Below are 17,510 nucleotides of genomic sequence, written 5' to 3'. Positions count from 1 at the left end.
GGCAGTTCCGGCCCGCGGGGGCCGGGCTGGGCGTACGGCTCGTACGGCGTCCGGCTCAAGGCCGTCCCTTCGTTCGGGGGTGCAAGGGGGTTATGCCTTGGACTCGCGCAGCGCGCGCCGGGCCGCCGGGTCCGCACGGCGGAAACCGTGGAAGTGCCCCGGGTGGTACAGGTGCGAGCGGGTGCCGGACGCGGCGAGCGCCGGGCCGACGAGGAAGAGGGTGTGCTTCCAGAGCTTGTGCTCCTTGACCGTCTCCTCCAGCGTCGCGATCGTGCAGCGCAGCACCAGCTCCTCCGGCCACGTCGCCTGGTACGCGATCACCACCGGCGTCTCCGTCGGATAGCCGCCCTCCAGCAGCTCCGTGACGAGCTGGCCCGACCGGGCGGCCGACAGGAACAGCGCCATCGTCGTGCCGTGCCGGGCGAACTCCCGTACCTCCTCGCCCGGCGGCATCGGCGTCTTGCCGCCGCCCAGCCGGGTCAGGATCACGGACTGCGCGACCTCGGGGATCGTCAGCTCGCGCTGCGCGATCGCCGCGACCGCCGAGAAGGACGAGACACCCGGAATGATCTCGACCTCGATGCCGAGCCCGTCGAGCCGGTCGACCTGCTCCTGGGTGCCGCCCCACAGGGCCGGGTCGCCGGAGTGGATCCGCGCGACGTGCAGGTCCTCGGCCTGCGCCCGCTGATAGACCGCGACGACGTCCTCCAGCGACATCGTCGCCGAGTCCAGGATCTCCGCGCCCTCACGGGCGTGCTCCAGCACCTCCGCCTGCACCAGGCTCGCCGCCCAGATGACGATGTCGGCGGCCGCGATCGCGCGGGCCGCCCGGAACGTCAGCAGGTCGGCGGCGCCGGGCCCCGCCCCCACGATGGTCACCTTGCCGGTCACAGCTTGCCTCCACGGGTGTCCCGGCGAGCGGGGACGATGAGTGTCGAGAGATAGGGGAGCGGGCCTTCGAGCAGTTCGGCGGCGGGCCGGATCGATTCCTCGGGCAGCCCGAGCGCGGAACCCCACACGGCGCCCTCGGTCCTGCCGGTCTCCCGCAACGCGGTCGCGACCTCCGCCGCCAGCCGCCCGAACTTGTACGCCACGACCGTGCCGGGACCCTCCAGGGCCTCCTTCAGCACCGCCGACCCGGCCGTGACGGGCACGAGCGTCAGCGGCTCGGTCCCCTCGGCCAGCACGACGCCGCTGCGCGCGGCGAGGTCCTGCATCGCCGTGATGCCGGGAACGGTCTCGACGGCGACGCCGTCGACCAACTCCCCGACGGTCAGCGCGAGGTAGGTGAACGTCGAGTAGACGTTGGGGTCGCCGATCGTCGCGAACGCCACCGTGCCGTGCGTCCGCAGCAGCGCGGCCACCTGCTCGCCCGCCGCGTCCCACGCGGCCTCACGCCGTGCCCGGTCGGTCCGCTCGTTGAGCGCGAAGACGATCCGGACGATCTTCTCCTGCTCCACGTAGTGCAGCACGGTCGCCTCGGCCCGGCCGCGTTCGAGGGTGTCCATGACGGGGACGACCACGACCGCCGCCGCCCGCAGGGCGTTCACCCCCTTGACGGTCACCAGCTCCGGATCGCCGGGGCCCACCCCGACCCCGATCAGCCGACCGCTCATTCGGAACACCTCTCCACCAGTCTTCGGGCCACGCTCGGAACGGCGGCCCAGTGCACATGCAGATACGAGGCGTGCACGCCCCCGTGGACAAAACCTTCGACACGGCGCTCCGGCCGCGTCACCCCCCACGCGGGCGTGGTGCCCGCGCCCGGCTCGACGACCGTGCGGTGGAACTCGTGTCCGCGCACCCGCGTCCCGGCCTCCGCCAGGACACTGTCGGAGACCGCCACCGCCTCGCGAGACCCCAGCGTCAGCCGCTCCGACATCCGCGCGGTCGCGTCGAGCACCCCGCACATCGGCCGGCCGTCCAGCTCCCGCGCCAGATAGAGCAGCCCCGCACACTCGGCGGCGACCGGCGCCCCCGACGCGGCGAACGCCGCCACCGCCTCGCGCAGCGGCTCGTTGGCCGAGAGCTCCGGCGCGTACATCTCGGGAAAGCCGCCGCCGATCACCAGGCCGGCGGTGTTGTCGGGGAGGACCTCGTCACGCAGCGGATCGAAGGTCACGACCTGCGCGCCGGCGGCGGTCAGCAGTTCCGCGTGCTCCGCGTACGAGAACGTGAACGCGGGCCCGCCGGCGACGGCCACCACGGGGCGCCCGCGGCGGGCCGTCCCCCCGACCCCGCCCACAGCGTTCAGCCCGTCCGGCGACCGAGGACTTCGGGAAGGGGCGGGGTGGGGGAAGAGCCCCGCAGGGTCCCACGGGCCGGCGTCCAGCACCGGGGCGCTGCGCGCCAGCGCCAGCAGCGCGTCCATGTCGCAGCCCTCGCGGACCTGGGCCGCCATCGCGCGGACCGCGCTCACCGCGTCCTCGCGCCGCTCGGCGACCGGTACCAACCCCAGGTGCCTCGACGGCGTGTCGACCTGCTCGGCCCGGCGCAGGGCGCCCAGGACCGGGACGCCGGACTCGTCCAGCGCTTCGCGGAGCAGCGCCTCGTGGCGGTCGGAGCCGACCTTGTTGAGGATGACGCCCGCGAGGCGCACCTCCGGGTCCCAGGACGCGAAGCCGTGCACCAGCGCGGCCACCGACCGGGACTGCGACGAGGCGTCGACGACCAGCACCACCGGCGCGCGCAGCAGCTTCGCCACGTGCGCGGTCGACGCCAGTTCACCCTGCCCGGCAGCCCCGTCGAACAGGCCCATGACGCCCTCGACGACCGCCAGATCCGTCCCGGCGGCGCCGTGCAGGAAGAGCGGGGCGACGAGATCGGGGCCGCACAGGAAGGCGTCGAGGTTCCGTCCCGGGCGGCCGGTGGCCAGCGCGTGGTAGCCCGGGTCGATGTAGTCGGGGCCGACCTTGTGCGGGGACACGGCGAGGCCGGCCCCGGTGAAGGCCGCCATCAGCCCGGTGGCCACGGTGGTCTTGCCACTGCCCGAGGCCGGGGCGGCGATGACCAGACGGGGGACGCACGTCACCACTCGATGCCCCTCTGGCCCTTCTGCCCCGCGTCCATCGGGTGCTTGACCTTCGACATGTCGGTGACGAGGTCGGCGGCCTCGACCAGCTTCTCCGGCGCGTTGCGGCCGGTGATGATCACGTGCTGGGTGCCGGGGCGGTCGTTGAGCACCTGGATCACCTCGTCGGTGTCCACCCAGCCCCAGTGCATCGGGTACGCGAACTCGTCCAGCACGTACAGTTGGTAGGTCTCGGCGGCCAGGTCCCGCTTGACCTGCTCCCAGCCCTCGCGCGCCGCCTCCTCGCTGTCGGCGATGTCGCGCTGCACCCAGGACCAGCCCTCGCCCATCTTGTGCCAGGCGACGGTGCCGCCCTCGCCGGAGTCGCCGAGGACGCGCAGTGCCCGCTCCTCGCCGACCTTCCACTTCGCCGACTTGACGAACTGGAACACCCCGATCGGCCACCCCTGGTTCCACGCGCGCAGCGCGAGCCCGAAGGCGGCCGTCGACTTCCCCTTGCCGATACCGGTGTGCACGATCGTCAGCGGCCGGTTGCGGCGCTGGCGCGTTGTGAGCCCGTCGTCCGGCACGCTGCTCGGCTGTCCCTGCGGCATTACGCGGCCCTCCGCACATCACGTACGAGCGCGGACACGGTGTCCGCGCGCAGTTCCTCCAACGTCACGGCGGTCCCCGCCAGATCGACCGCGAGCGCGCCCGCGAGACCGAGCCGCACGGGCCCCGACTCGCAGTCGACGACGACCGACGCCACACCCTCGGCGTTCAGCAGCCGCGCCGCCCGCGAGGCCAGCTGGACGGGCTCGGGCCCGCCGGTCGCCCGGCCGTCCGTCACCACGACCAGCAGCGGCCGGCGGGACGCGTCCCGCAGCCGCTCGATCCGCAGCACCTCGCGCGCCTTCAGCAGTCCGGCCGCCAGCGGCGTCCTGCCTCCCGTCGGCAGCACCTGCAGCCGGGCCGCGCCCGCCTCCACCGACGAGGTCGGGGGCAGCGCCAGTTCGGCGTCCGCACCCCGGAAGGTGATCATCCCGATCTTGTCGCGCCGTTGGTACGCGTCCATCAGCAGCGACAGGACCGCGCCCTTGACGGCGGTCATCCGCTGCCGGGCGGCCATGGAGCCGGAGGCGTCGACGACGAACAGCACCAGATTCGACTCCTTCCCCTCCCGCACCGCCTGCCGCAGATCGTCCTTCCTGATCACCAGACCGGGACCGCTGCGCCCGCGCGCCCGCTGGTGCGGGGCCGCCGCGTGCACCGTCGCCGCCAGGTGCAGCTTCGTCAACTGGCCCTGCGGGCGCCGCGCGCTGGTCGTCCTGCCGTGCGCGGTCCGCGCCCGCGACCGGCGGCCTGCCGCGCCCTCGCCCATGCCGGGGATGGTGAACGCCTTGGTCTTGAAAGGCTCGCCGGCCGGAGCGGCACCCTGCTCGCCACCGCCCGATGCGCCACCGCGCTCCTGCTCCGGCTGCTCCGAGGAGTCCGGGCCGTCCTGCGGGCCGTCGTCCGGCCCGTCGTCCGGACCGCCCTCCGGCGGCTGCCCGCCCCCGTCGTCGGGCCCCTCCGGATCCGGGTCGTCCTCCGGGTCGGAACCGCCGCTGTTCTGCTCCAGCGTGTCGTCGAGCTTCGACTCGTCGAGGCCCGGCGCGTCGAAGGGATTGCGGCGCCGCCGGTGCGGCAGCGCCAGCAGCGCCGCCTGCCGGACGTCCTCCGCGATGACCTCGGTCCGCCCGTCCCACGCCGCCAGCGCGGTCGCGGTCCGCGCCATCACGATGTCCGCGCGCATCCCGTCGACCTCGAACGCCGCGCAGGTCGCCGCGATCTGGCGCAGCGCCCGGTCCCCGAGCAGCACGGACGGCAGCAGCGTCCGCGCCGCCACGATCCGCGCGCGCAGCGCGTCCTCGTCGCCGGCCCACTTCCCGGCGAACGCCGCCGGGTCCTCGTCGTACGCGAGCCGGCGCCGCACGACCTCGACGCGCTCGTCCGTCTCGCGGGACGCCGCGACCTCCACCGTCAGCCCGAACCGGTCGAGGAGCTGCGGGCGCAGCTCGCCCTCCTCCGGGTTCATGGTGCCGACGAGCAGGAAGCGGGCCGCGTGCCGTACGGAGACGCCCTCGCGCTCGACGTAGGAGGCGCCCATGGCGGCGGCGTCCAGCAGGAGGTCGACCAGGTGGTCGTGGAGCAGGTTGACCTCGTCGACGTAGAGCACGCCGCGGTGAGCGTCGGCCAGCAGCCCCGGCTCGAACGACTTCTTGCCCTCGGACAGCGCGCGTTCGATGTCCAGCGAACCGACCAGCCGGTCCTCCGAGGCCCCGACCGGCAGCTCCACCATCCGCGCCGCGCGGGCGGTGCCCGCACCGCCCGCGTGCGGACCGTCCGGGCACGCCGGGTCCGGCGCCGCCGGATCGCAGCTGAACCGGCACCCGGCGACGACGGCGACGTCCGGCAGCAGCGTCGAGAGCGCGCGCACGGCGGTGCTCTTCGCGGTCCCCTTCTCGCCGCGCACCAGCACCCCGCCGACCGCCGGCGAAACGGCGTTCAGCAGCAGCGCGAGCCGCAGGTCGGTCATCCCGACGATCGCGGTGAACGGGTAAGGGGTGCTCATGAGTCGCCTTCCAGGTCGCCTTCGAGCTGCAGATAGATCTCCCGGAGCTGGTCCAGGGTCTCCGGGTCGGGCTCGGCCCACAGACCGCGGTCGGCGGCTTCCAGCAACCTCTCGCTGATGCCGCGCAGGGCCCAGGGGTTCGACTTCTTCATGAAGTCCTGGTTCTCCTTGTCGAACACGTACTCCGCCGCGAGCCGCTGGTACATCCAGTCGTCCACGACGCCCGCCGTCGCGTCGTACCCGAAGAGGTAGTCGACGGTCGCGGCCATCTCGAAGGCGCCCTTGTAGCCGTGGCGGCGCATCGCGGCCATCCAGCGCGGGTTGACCACCCGGGCGCGGAAGACGCGGTGGGTCTCCTCGCCCAGCGTGCGGGTCTTGACCTGGTCGGTGGTGGCGCTGTCGCCGACGTAGGCGGCGGGGGAGACGCCCGTCAGGTGGCGCGTCATCGCCACCATGCCGCCGTGGTACTGGAAGTAGTCGTCGGCGTCGACGATGTCGTGCTCGCGGGTGTCGACGTTCTTCGCGGCGACCTGGATGCGGCGGAAGGCCTGCTCCATGTCCCCGCGTGCCGCGCGCCCGCCCAGGCCGCGCCCGTACGCGTAACCGCCCCAGACCGCGTAGACCTCGGCGAGGTCGGCGTCCGAGCGCCAGTTGCGGGCGTCGATCAGCGGCAGCAGGCCGGCCCCGTAGGCGCCCGGCTTGGAGCCGAAGATGCGGGCCGTGGCCCGGCGGCGGTCACCGTGTTCCGCGGTGTCCTCGTCCGCGTGGGCGCGGACGTAGTTGGTGTCCGCCGGCTCGTCGAGCTCCGCGACGGCCTGCACCGCGTCGTCGAGGAGCTGGATGACGTGCGGGAAGGCGTCCCGGAAGAAGCCGGAGATGCGGACCGTCACGTCGATGCGCGGGCGGCCCAACTCCTCCGGACCCACCACCTCGAAGCCCGTCACCCGGCGCGAGGCGTCGTCCCAGACCGGGCGGCAGCCCAGCAGGGCCAGGATCTCGGCGATGTCGTCGCCCTGGGTGCGCATGCAGGACGTGCCCCACACCGTCAGGCCGACGGACTTCGGGTACGCGCCGGTGTCTGCGAGGTGCCGGGCCAGCAGCGAGTCGGCGAGGGCGGTGCCAACGTCCCAGGCGAGCCGGGACGGGATGGCCTTGGGGTCGACGGAGTAGAAGTTGCGGCCGGTCGGCAGGACGTTGACGAGGCCGCGGGTCGGGGACCCGGAAGGACCGGCCGGCACGTAGCCGCCGCGCAGCGCGCGCAGGATGTTGTCGATCTCGTCGGTGGTGCGCTCCAGGCGGGGCACCACCTCGTCGGCGGCGAACTCCAGGATGCGGACGGCGTCGGCCACCTCCGTGCTCAGTACGTCCCGCACGATGGCGGGCACCGCCGCCCGGCTCCAGCCGGACTCCTCCATCGCCCCGGCCAGCCGGCGCGCGAGCGTCTCCAGCAGGTCGACGGCGTCGGCCGCGGTCCGCGCGGGACCGTCGGCCAGTGCCGTCAGGGCGGCGGGCACCGCGACCCGGGCGCCGGGCTCGGCGAGCAGCGACTTCTCGTTCAGGCCGAACGCCTCGGCCATCGCGGCCCGCAGACCCGGCAGTGCGGCGCCGACGCCGCCCCACACCTGGGAGGAGCGCAGGATGGCCAGCACCAGGTTGACGCGGGCGTCGCCGACGGGGCCGCCGCCGAGGATGTGCAGCCCGTCGCGGATCTGGACGTCCTTGATCTCGCAGAGCCAGCCGTCGATGTGCATGACGAACTCGTCGAAGGCGTCCTCGTCGGGCTGGTCGTCGACGTGCAGGTCGTGGTGGAGTTCGGCGGCCCGCACCAGCGTCCAGATCTGGCTGCGGACGGCCGGCGTCTTCGTCGGGTCCAGGTCGGAGACGAGCGCGTACTCGTCGAGGAGCTGTTCCAGCTTGGCGAGGTCGCCGTACGTGTCGGCGCGGGCCATCGGCGGCACCAGGTGGTCGACGACGGTGGCGTGGCCGCGCCGCTTGGCCTGGGTGCCCTCGCCCGGGTCGTTGACGATGAACGGGTAGACGAGCGGCAGCTCGCCCAGCACCGCGTCCGGCGCGCACCCCGCCGACAGGCCCAGGCCCTTGCCGGGCAGCCACTCCATGGTGCCGTGCTTGCCCATGTGGACGATCGCGTCGGCGCCGAACGTGTTGTCGAGCCAGCGGTAGGCCGCCATGTAGTGGTGCGAGGGCGGCATGTCCGGGTCGTGGTAGATCGCGATCGGGTTCTCACCGAAGCCGCGCGGCGGCTGGATCATCACCACGACGTTCCCGAACTGCAGGGACGCCAGGACGATGTCCTCACCGTCGAGGTAGAGGGAGCCCGGCGGCTCGCCCCAGTGCTCCAGCATCCCCGCGCGCAGCCCAGGGTCGAGCGTCGCGAACCACCGCTGGTAGTCGGCGAGCGGGACGCGGGCGGGGGCGGCGGACAACTGCTCCTCGGTGAGCCACTCGACGTCGTGGCCGCCTGCGGCGATCAGCCGGTGGATCAGCTCGTCGCCCTCCGAGGGGTAGCCGTCGACGGCGTATCCGGCGCCGCGCAGCGCGTCGAGCAGGCCCACCGCCGAGGCGGGGGTGTCGAGGCCGACGGCGTTGCCGACCCGCGAGTGCTTGGTGGGGTACGCGGTGAAGACGACCGCGAGCTTCTTCTCCGCGTTCGGCTTGTGCTTGAGCACGGCGTGCCGGACCGCGATCCCGGCGACGCGCGCGGCGCGCTCGGGGTCGGCGACATAGACCGGCACGTCGCCCTCGCCGGTCTCCTTGAACGAGAACGGGACGGTGATCAGCCGGCCGTCGAACTCCGGGATCGCCACCTGCATCGCCGCGTCCATCGGCGACAGGGCCGCGTCGGAGGCCTCCCAGGCCGCGCGGGACGACGTCAGGCACAGGCCCTGGAGGACCGGGACGTCCAGGTCGGCGAGCGCGCCGATGTCCCAGGCCTCGTCGTCGCCGCCCGCCGAGGCGTCGGAGGCGCGGGTGCCGCCGGACGCCAGGACGGTCGCGACCAGCGCGTCCGCCCGGCCGAGCAGCGCGTACAGGCCGTCGTCGGCGCCGCGCAGCGTCCCGCAGTACACCGGCAGCGCGTTGGCGCCCTTCGCCTCGATCGCGGCGCAGAGCGTGTCCACGAAGCCGGTGTTCCCGGACAGTTCGTGGGCGCGGTAGAAGAGCACCCCGACGGTCGGGCGGCCCTCGGTGAACGGGTACGCGCCGTGCGTCCCGTACTGCGGCATGGTGGCGGGGGGTTCGAAGCCCTCGCCGGTCAGCAGCACCGTGTCCGACAGGAAGCGGGCCAGCTCCACCAGGTTCGCCGAGCCGCCCTCGACCAGGTAGCGCAGCGCCTCCGCGACGACGCCCGCGGGCACCGAGGACTCCGCCATGAGTTCGGCGTCCGGCACCGACTCCCCGCCGAGCAGCACCGTCGGGATGCCGGACGTGCGCAGCGCCGCGAGTCCGTCCTCCCAGGCGCGCTTGCCGCCGAGCAGCCGCACGACGGCGATGTCCGCGCCCTCGGTCAGCGCGGGCAGCTCGTCGGGGGAGATCCGGGTCGGGTTGCCGATCCGGTACTCCGCACCGGAGGCGCGGGCCGCCAGCAGGTCGGTGTCGGCGGTGGACAGAAGCAGAACGGTGGTCACGGTGCCCCCGGAGCAAGGAAGGGGAGGCCGGCGGGTGCGCCGTCCTCGATGAGCCGCATGAGCGCGGCGGTGTCCGCGTGTTCTTCGATCAGGTCGCCGAGGCGGTCGAGCTGTTCCTCGCGCAGCGTTCCGAAGGAGGTGTCGGGGGCGGGGACGAAACGCCGTCCCGCCTGTTGGGCGATCCGGCGCAGGAAGGCGCGGCGGAAGCCGTCGCTCTCCAGCGAGCCGTGCCAGTGGGTGCCCCAGACGGCGCCCACCCGGCAGCCGTCCAGCGCGCGCCCGCCGTCGTCCGTCATGAAGGGCCCCTCGCCGCCCAGGACTTCGGCGACCCCGTGGTGGATCTCGTACCCTTCGACCGGCTCGCCGAGCGCCTCGCCGACCGGCCTGGCCAGGGTCTTCTCCGCCGCGAACCGGACGCGCACGGGCAGCAGTCCGAGCCCGTCGACCCGGCCGGCGCGCGACTCGACGTCGTCCTCGATGCTCTCGCCGAGGATCTGGTAGCCGCCGCAGATGCCCAGCACCGGACGGCCTTCGGCGGCCCGCCGGACGATCGCGTCGGCGAGCCCGCGCTCGCGCAGCCAGGCCAGCGCCCTGACGGTGCCCCGGGTGCCGGGCAGCACCACCAGGTCGGCGTCGGCGAGTTCCTGCGGCCGGTCGACGAAGCGCACGACGACGCCCGGCTCTGCGGCCAGCGCGTCCACGTCCGTGAAGTTCGACATCAGCGGCACCGCGACGACCGCGACCCGCAGGAGGTCCTCGCCGTGCGGCGGGGCGACGGCGGACTCCCGTACGGCGCCGCGCATCGAGACCCGCAGCCCGTCCTCCTCGTCGATGCCCAGCCCGTGGGCGAACGGCAGCACCCCGTACACCGACCGGCCGGTCAGCCCGCGCAGCATGTCCAGGCCCGGTTCCAGCAGCGAGACGTCGCCGCGGAACTTGTTGACCAGGTAGCCGCAGAGCAACTCCTGGTCCCCGGGGCTCAGCAGCGCCGTCGTGCCGAAGAACGACGCGAAGACCCCGCCCCGGTCGATGTCCCCGACCACCACGACCGGCAGCCGGGCGGCGCGGGCCAGGCCCATGTTGACGATGTCGTTGTGCCGCAGGTTGATCTCGGCCGGACTGCCCGCCCCTTCACAGATCACCGCGTCATACGTGCCCCGCAGTTCGGTCAGGCACTCCAGGACGACGGGGAGCAGTGCCCTGCCGCGCCCGCCGTCCCCGTGGTAACCGCGGGCGCTCATCTCTCCCACCGGCTTGCCGAGCAGCACGACCTGGCTGCTGCTGTCGCTGCCGGGCTTGAGCAGCACCGGGTTCATCAGCGCGGTCGGCTCGACCCGCGCCGCCTGCGCCTGCATGGCCTGCGCCCGCCCGATCTCCGCGCCCTCGCGCGTCACGAACGAGTTGAGCGACATGTTCTGCGCCTTGAAGGGCGCGACCTTCACGCCCTGCCGGACCAGCCAGCGGCAGATGCCCGCCGTGACGACGCTCTTGCCCGCGTCGGACGTGGTCCCGGCGACCAGCAGCCCTCCGCCGGTACGGCTCGCGCCGCGAGTACCGCGTGTACTGCTCATCGGGGACCCTTCTCGTTGGATGCCGACAGTGCGGTGACGGCCAGCCGGCCGCCGGCGCAGACCGCCAGCGCCAGCGCGCCGACGCGCCGCGAGAGCCGGACGGCGCGGGCGATGTCGGCGACCTCGGGCGGCCGGTTGGCGGCGCCGAGCACGGCGCGGTGCTCCACGCGGCCGGCGTACGCGAGTGTGCCGCCGAGCCGGACGCCCAGCGCGCCGGCGAAGGAGGCTTCCACGGGGCCCGCGTTGGGGCTGGGGTGGCCGGCGGCGTCGGCGCGCCAGACGCGCAGCGCGCCGCGCGGGTCCGGGCCGGCGAGCGTGGTGAGGACGGCGGTCAGCCGGGCGCCGGGCCAGCCGGCGACGTCGTCGAGGCGGGCGGCGGCCCAGCCGAACCGGCGGTAGCGCGGCGACTTGTGGCCGGCCATCGCGTCCAGGGTGTTGACGGCGCGGAAGCCGACGAGCCCCGGGACGCCGGCGGCCGCGCCCCACACCAGGGCGCCGACGACCGCGTCGGAGGTGTTCTCGGCCACGGACTCCACGACGGCCCGCGCGATCTGCGCGGCGTCCAGGGAGTGCGGGTCGCGGCCGCACAGGTTCGGCAGCCGCTCGCGGGCGGCGTCGAGGTCGCCCGCCTCCAGCGCGGAGCCGATGGCCAGCGCTTCGCGGCCCAGCGAGGCGCCGCCCAGCACCGACCAGGTGACGGCCGCGGTCAGGGCGGCGGTGGCGGCGGGGGAGGAGCGTACGGCCCGGGCGGCGAGCGCGGCGGCGGCGGTCGCGCCGCCCGCGCACAGCGCCGTCCAGAGCGCGCCGCTGCCGCGGTGGTCGCGCCACAGGTGCCGTTCGGCGGCCGCCGCGGCACGTCCGAACCCGGCGACCGGGTGGCCGCGGCGGGGATCGCCCGCGATCAGGTCGCCGAGATGGCCGAGAGCGGCGCCGCAAGCGAAGGCGTGTCCGGCTCGCACGGCGTCAGCCCGCCGTCACGCCTCGACGGGACAGGGCCTGGGGATCCGGTGGGGTACGACGGCAGCCGGGCATGGCAGGAGTCCTCACTCAGGGTCCGCGCCCTGGTTTCGACGTGACCGGCGGCGGAGAGTCTCCTGGCTCCCGGATCCGCGCACCCCGGTCCGTCCGGCCGATCGCTCGGCCGTGACGTTCGGGTTGGGGTGCACTCCCCGGTGACAGTGGCGGGACCGCGCCGGATTCGCACCGGACTTCCTCTCCTGCCGCCGTATGGCACCGGGCAGTCCACCACGTGCCGCGAACCCCGTCAACTCACTGTTGACCTGCGGCGGAAGATGTGCGAAGGCCCACATCGAAGGCCCGCACCCGCGGTGCGCGGATGCGGGCCTGCGACGGGCGCGCGCGGTGATCGCGGGGCGATCAGGCGCTGATCAGGCGACGATCAGGTAGATGCCGTACGCGACGGCCGCCGCGCAGAGCGCGAAGCACGCGTAGGCGCCGGTCCGGGTCAGGGCGGCGGAACCGCCGGAGACGGCGACGCCGCCCTCGGCGGACGGGGCGGACTCCCGCTTGGCGAGTCCGACGATGCCGAGGGTGAAGACGCCCACCAGCCCGATGGTCACCGCGAGGGTGACGCCGAGGACGGTGCCGAGGGCCTGCCAGTCGATCTGCATGGTGCGGATTCCTTCCGGGCCGGGATCAGGCCGTGGCCGGTGCGGCGTCGGCGGGGGTGGCGACGACCGCGAGGGCCGGGATGGTCGCGGAGAGCGGGGCGACGAGGCCGGCGGGCGGCGGGCTGACGGCCGCGATGGCGGCGGTGACCGCACCCTGCGGCTCGGCCGGGAGTTCGTTGACGTTGCTGTGGTCGATCGGCTTGCGGCGCGAGGCGAGCCAGATCGCGGTGCAGGCGGTGAGCGCCAGCACGGCGACCGCGGTGATGCCCCAGCTGCCCTGGTCGGCCAGCAGCGCGGCGCCGGCGGCCACCAGACCGGCGGCGGGCAGCGTCAGGCCCCAGGCGGCGACCATGCGGCCGGCGGTGCTCCAGCGGACCACGGCGCCCTTGCGGCCGACGCCGGAGCCCATCACGGAGCCGGAGCAGACCTGGGTGGTGGAGAGCGCGAAGCCGAGGTGCGAGGAGGCCAGGATGGTGGCCGCGGCGCCGGTCTGGGCGGCGAAGCCCTGCGGCGCCTCGATGTCGGTGAGGCCCTTGCCCATGGTGCGGATGATCCGCCAGCCGCCGAGGTACGTGCCGAGCGCGATGGCGGTGCCCGCCGAGACGATGACCCACATCGGCGGGTCGGCGTGCGGGGCGACGACTCCGCCGGTGATCAGCGCGAGGGTGATGACGCCCATGGTCTTCTGCGCGTCGTTGGTGCCGTGCGCGAGCGAGACCAGGCCGGCCGAGGCGATCTGCCCGGCCCGGTACCCCTTGGCGGTCGCCTTCGGGTCGCTGTTGCGGCCGATCCGGTAGGTGAGCTTGGTGGCGAGCATCGCCGCCAGGCCCGCGACGATCGGGGCGGCGAGCGCCGGGATCAGGACCTTCATGACGACCTTGTCGCCGTTGACGCCGTGGGCGCCGACCGAGACCAGGGTGGCGCCGATGAGGCCGCCGAACAGTGCGTGGGAGGAGCTGGAGGGGAGCCCGGCCAGCCAGGTCAGCATGTTCCAGACGATGGCGCCGACCAGACCGGCGAAGATGACTTCGGGCCGGATCCCGGCGCTCTCGTCGATGATGCCGCCGGAGATGGTCTTGGCGACTTCCACGGACAGGAAGGCGCCGACGAGGTTCAGCACGGCGGACATGGCCACCGCCGTCTTGGGCTTGAGTGCGCCGGTGGAGATGGTGGTGGCCATCGCGTTGGCGGTGTCGTGGAAACCGTTCGTGAAATCAAACACGAGAGCGGTCACGATCACGATTCCGATCAGGAGCGTGATGTGTTCCATTTACCCAGGCAATCGTTTGATCGGACAGTGGCGATGGCGACCGTACGGAGCCTGGGTGAACGGAAGGTTAACTGGCGGCGGCCGCATGGTGCCGGTGTCCGCGCACCCGATTCTTCAGGCCATGACGGGTGTTGGGACGGTTCAGGCGCCCCACGGGGCCCGGGTCCGATAGCACGCGGAAACCGGACCCGGCGCCACCCGAAAATTTGTTACGGAACCGCCCGCGGATTCCGCTTAGTGCCGTCCGGAGATCCGGTCGGCGACGCGCGCCACGGGGTCCGTCTCGCCGCTGCGTCCGGTGAGCTCACGGCGGTCCGCGCCGCGGTAGGCCGCGTACATCCCGTGCACCCCGATCCAGCGGAAGGGTTCCGGCTCCCAGCGCCGCACCCGGTGCCCCACCCAGGGCAGCGCCGTCAGTTCGGTGCCGTGCCCCTGGCCCGAGTCCAGTTGCACCAGGTCGCGCAGGGTCCGCGCCGCCAGGTTCGCCGTCGCGACGCCGCTGCCGACGTACCCGCCCGCCCAGCCGAGGCCGGTGGCCCGGTCCAGCTCCACGCTCGCGCACCAGTCGCGGGGCACTCCCAGCACCCCTGACCAGGCGTGGTCGATGGCCACCCCGGCGGTGGCGGGGAAGAAGCGGACCAGGATCTCCCGCAGCGCCTCGACCGTGGCCGGCTGGGTGCGCCCGTCGTTGTCGGTCCGCGAACCGAACCGGTAGGGCACCCCGCGACCGCCCAGCGCGATCCGGTCGTCGGCGGTGCGCTGCGCGTACATGTACGCGTGCGCCATGTCGCCGAGGTTCTCGCGGCCGTCCCAGCCGATGGTGTCCCAGACCCGCGCCGGCAGCGGCTCGGTGGCGATCATCGAGGAGTTCATCGGCAGCCAGGACCGCTTCTGGCCCTTGAGCGACGCCGTGAAGCCCTCCGTGCAGCGCAGCACGTACGGGGCGCGCACCGTTCCGTACGGGGTGATCGCGTGTTTCGGCCTGATCTCGGTCACCGGGGTGGACTCGTGGATCACCACCCCCAGGGACTCGACGGCCTTCGCCAGCCCCTGCAGGAGCTTCACCGGTTGTATACGGGCGCCGTGCGGCGTCCAGGTGCCGCCGGAGGTCCCGGCGACATTGATCCGCTCCGCGGACTCGCGCGCCCCCAGCAGCAGCCGGTCCTTCTCGCCGAAGGCCACCTCCGCCTCGTGGAACGCCTTCAGCCGGGCGAGCTGCGCGGGGGAGTGCGCCACCTCCAGCACCCCGCCCTTGACGATGTCGGCGTCGATGCCCTCCTCGCCGGCGATCCGCACCACCTCGTCGACCGTGTCGTTCATCGCGTGCTGCAGCGCGACCGCGGCGTCCCGGCCGTGCAGCTTCGCGTACCGGTCGCGGCCCGCGATGCCGTTGTACAGCCAGCCGCCGTTGCGCCCGGACGCGCCGTAGCCGCAGAACTTCTGCTCCAGCACCGTGATGCGCAGGAACGGCACGGCCTTCTTGAGGTAGTAGGCGGTCCACAGCCCCGTGTAGCCGCCCCCGACGATGCAGACGTCGGCGGTCGCGTCCCCCGGCAGCGGCTCGCGGGGCACAGGCACGCCGGTCTGCGAGTACCAGAAGGAGATGCCGCCGTTGACGGTGGTCATGATGCCCCTGCAATCCGTGTGCGAGCCGGTGCGGCCTAGGCCGTGTCTGACGAATCCCGCCTGACCCGCGACGCCTGGCACGCACGCTCGCTGCGTTGTCGGGCTCATCCACGTACCCCGGTACGAGGACGGCCCTCCGCCTTGCGATCGTACGCACCAGACGCCGCGGGCCCCGCCCTCCGGGCGGACGGCGCCATTCGCCAGACACGGCCAGTGTGCGGCCGGTGGTGTGCGGGACGGTACTGCGCCCCGCGAGTACGCGGCAACGGCCAACCTGTAAGGATCGACGGATGCGCGATGCCCTGGAGAAAGCCTGGTCGGAACTGGTCGCCACGGCCCGGCGCACGGTCACGGACGGCCTGGTGGTCGGTACGTCCGGCAATGTCTCGGTCCGGGTGGGCGATCTGGTGCTGGTGACCCCGACCGGCGTCCCGTACGACCGCCTCGGCCCGGTCGACGCCGTCGCCGTCGACCTGGACGGCCGGCAGGTCTCCGGGCGGTTGCGCCCCACCAGCGAGCTGCCGATGCACCTGGCGGTCTACCGCGGCACGGGCGCGCGGGCCGTCGTGCACACCCACGCCGTGCACGCCACGGCCGTGTCGACACTGGTGGACGAGCTGCCGTCGATCCACTACATGGCCGCCGCGATGGGCGGCCGGATCCGGGTCGCCGGATACGCCCTCTACGGGACGGACGAGCTGGCCGCGCGGGTGCTGGAGGCGCTGCGCGACCGCAGCGCCTGCCTGCTGCGCAACCACGGCACGGTCGCGTACGGCGACACACTGGACCAAGCGTACGACCGCACGGCGCAGCTGGAGTGGATGTGCCGGGTCTGGCTCACCGCCCGCTCGGTCCCCGGGCTGACGCCCGCCCTGCTGTCGGACGCGGAGATGGACGAGGCGGGCGGGCGGCTGCGCGGCTACGGCCAGCCCGGCTGACGGTCCCCGGGACCGGTCGTGACCCGACCGGCCGACGTCCACTGGCCGCATCGCCCCGCTCCGCGGACACTGGTACCGATGCGTAAGCGAACCGTGGCGGCCGTGGCCGCCACCACCGTGATCGGTGCCGGGGCGGCCGCTGTGGCGGCCGGACGGTACGTGTCCGACCTCGCTCTCAAACCGTCCCCCGAGAGCGCGGAGCCGGACGAGCGGCTCACCGTCCACGCCACCGCGGCGGGACAGGTCACCATGACGCGCGCCCTGGCCTCGCTGCGCCCGGGTGTCTACGGCCTGTCCGGCGACGGCGTGCACGCCGCGGTCGGCGAGGTGCTGTGGACGACACCGGACACGGTCGCCCGGCGCCTGGACCGCGTCTACCGCGGTGCGCTCGATCCCGGCACCAAGGTCCGGATGACGGCCCAGGTCCACGAGGGCGACCCGCGCGGCGCCCTCGGCCTGGACTACGCCGAGGTGCTGGTGCCCGGTGAACTCGGCCCGCTGCCCGCCTGGTTCGTCCCCGCGGCCCGCTCGACATGGGTGATCGCCGTGCACGGCCTGGGCACCACCCGCGAGCTCCCGCTCAACGTCCTGCCCGCCCTGAACGGCCACCGCTTCCCGGTGCTCGACCTCGCCTACCGCAACGATGCCGGCGCCCCGGCCTCCCCGGACGGCCTCGGCCACCTCGGCGACACCGAGTGGCGCGACCTGGACGCGGCGATGCGGTACGCCGTGGAGTACGGCGCCGAGCGGATCGTGCTCTACGGATTCTCGACGGGCGCCACGATGGCCCTGCGGGCCGCCGACCACTCGGCGCTGCGGGACCGGATCAGCGGGCTGATCCTCGATTCGCCCGTTCTGGACTGGAAGTCGACCGTGCGCGCCGCGGCGTTTTCGCACGGCGTGCCGGGAGCGCTGGTGCCCCTCGGGGTCCGCGCCGCGGAAGGGCGCACGGGGCTGCATGCGGAACGGATCGCGGACGCCGCCGACCCCGGCCGGCTGAGCGTTCCCACGCTGGTCGTGCACGGCCCGGACGACACCCTCTCGTCCTGGTCAGGCTCGCGCCAACTCGCCGCGGGACGACCGGATCTGGTCACCCTGCACACCGTCCAGGGCGCCTCCCACGGCGCTATGTGGAACGTCGACCCGGAGTCGTACGAAGAGGCCCTGCGGCGGTTCCTGACCCCCCTGATGTAGCGCTCGGCGCGG

13 protein-coding genes and 1 riboswitch are annotated in these 17,510 nt (G+C 73.8%); of the genes, 2 read left to right on the top strand and 11 right to left on the bottom strand.

What is annotated here, in order from left to right:
• Positions 1 to 90: 90 nt before the first annotated feature.
• From cobM to O3X23_RS17255, 11 genes are all read right to left on the bottom strand, one after another.
• Positions 91 to 891, bottom strand: a complete 801-nt coding sequence (gene cobM, locus O3X23_RS17305) for a precorrin-4 C(11)-methyltransferase (protein ID WP_269272297.1) — start codon at positions 889 to 891, stop codon at positions 91 to 93.
• On the bottom strand, positions 888 to 1,616 hold the full coding sequence (cobI, locus tag O3X23_RS17300) for a precorrin-2 C(20)-methyltransferase (protein ID WP_269272296.1): 729 nt from the start codon (positions 1,614 to 1,616) through the stop codon (positions 888 to 890). The genes cobM and cobI overlap by 4 nt, the downstream gene beginning before the upstream one ends.
• The gene (locus O3X23_RS17295; RefSeq protein WP_269272295.1) at positions 1,613 to 3,031 is read right to left on the bottom strand and encodes a cobyrinate a,c-diamide synthase; all 1,419 of its coding nucleotides are present in this window, start codon (positions 3,029 to 3,031) and stop codon (positions 1,613 to 1,615) included. The genes cobI and O3X23_RS17295 overlap by 4 nt, the downstream gene beginning before the upstream one ends.
• The gene (cobO, locus tag O3X23_RS17290; RefSeq protein ID WP_269272294.1) at positions 3,028 to 3,624 is read right to left on the bottom strand and encodes a cob(I)yrinic acid a,c-diamide adenosyltransferase; all 597 of its coding nucleotides are present in this window, start codon (positions 3,622 to 3,624) and stop codon (positions 3,028 to 3,030) included. The genes O3X23_RS17295 and cobO overlap by 4 nt, the downstream gene beginning before the upstream one ends.
• Positions 3,624 to 5,624: a putative cobaltochelatase gene (locus tag O3X23_RS17285; protein ID WP_269272293.1), complete on the bottom strand. Its 2,001-nt coding sequence runs from the start codon at positions 5,622 to 5,624 to the stop codon at positions 3,624 to 3,626. The genes cobO and O3X23_RS17285 overlap by 1 nt, the downstream gene beginning before the upstream one ends.
• On the bottom strand, positions 5,621 to 9,268 hold the full coding sequence (gene cobN, locus O3X23_RS17280; protein ID WP_269272292.1) for a cobaltochelatase subunit CobN: 3,648 nt from the start codon (positions 9,266 to 9,268) through the stop codon (positions 5,621 to 5,623). Before cobN ends, O3X23_RS17285 begins: the two co-directional genes overlap by 4 nt.
• The gene (locus O3X23_RS17275) at positions 9,265 to 10,839 is read right to left on the bottom strand and encodes a cobyric acid synthase (RefSeq protein WP_269272291.1); all 1,575 of its coding nucleotides are present in this window, start codon (positions 10,837 to 10,839) and stop codon (positions 9,265 to 9,267) included. Before O3X23_RS17275 ends, cobN begins: the two co-directional genes overlap by 4 nt.
• Positions 10,836 to 11,798: a cobalamin biosynthesis protein gene (locus O3X23_RS17270; protein WP_269272290.1), complete on the bottom strand. Its 963-nt coding sequence runs from the start codon at positions 11,796 to 11,798 to the stop codon at positions 10,836 to 10,838. The genes O3X23_RS17275 and O3X23_RS17270 overlap by 4 nt, the downstream gene beginning before the upstream one ends.
• A 108-nt stretch (positions 11,799 to 11,906) precedes the next feature.
• A riboswitch (cobalamin riboswitch) is annotated at positions 11,907 to 12,101 on the bottom strand.
• Positions 12,102 to 12,227: 126 nt separating this feature from the next.
• Positions 12,228 to 12,470 carry a hypothetical protein gene (locus tag O3X23_RS17265; protein ID WP_269272289.1) on the bottom strand — a complete coding sequence of 81 codons (243 nt, stop codon included), beginning with the start codon at positions 12,468 to 12,470 and terminating at the stop codon, positions 12,228 to 12,230.
• Between the two features lie 25 nt (positions 12,471 to 12,495).
• The gene (locus O3X23_RS17260; protein ID WP_269272288.1) at positions 12,496 to 13,740 is read right to left on the bottom strand and encodes an inorganic phosphate transporter; all 1,245 of its coding nucleotides are present in this window, start codon (positions 13,738 to 13,740) and stop codon (positions 12,496 to 12,498) included.
• 234 nt (positions 13,741 to 13,974) lie between these two features.
• Complete coding sequence (locus tag O3X23_RS17255; protein WP_269272287.1) at positions 13,975 to 15,366, bottom strand: NAD(P)/FAD-dependent oxidoreductase; 1,392 nt, start codon at positions 15,364 to 15,366, stop codon at positions 13,975 to 13,977.
• Between the two features lie 290 nt (positions 15,367 to 15,656).
• On the opposite strand from O3X23_RS17255, the gene O3X23_RS17250 reads away from it, so the two are divergent.
• Positions 15,657 to 16,304, top strand: coding sequence for a class II aldolase/adducin family protein (locus O3X23_RS17250; RefSeq protein WP_269272286.1), 648 nt, complete (start codon positions 15,657 to 15,659; stop codon positions 16,302 to 16,304).
• Between the two features lie 78 nt (positions 16,305 to 16,382).
• The gene (locus O3X23_RS17245; protein ID WP_269272285.1) at positions 16,383 to 17,498 is read left to right on the top strand and encodes an alpha/beta hydrolase; all 1,116 of its coding nucleotides are present in this window, start codon (positions 16,383 to 16,385) and stop codon (positions 17,496 to 17,498) included.
• Positions 17,499 to 17,510: the final 12 nt, after the last annotated feature.

Origin of the sequence: Streptomyces sp. H39-S7 (assembly GCF_027158205.1) — a bacterium.
Classification (GTDB): Bacteria; Actinomycetota; Actinomycetes; order Streptomycetales; family Streptomycetaceae; genus Actinacidiphila.
Note: the sequence above shows the minus strand (reverse complement) of the source record. Positions and strands in the feature narration are given on the sequence as shown.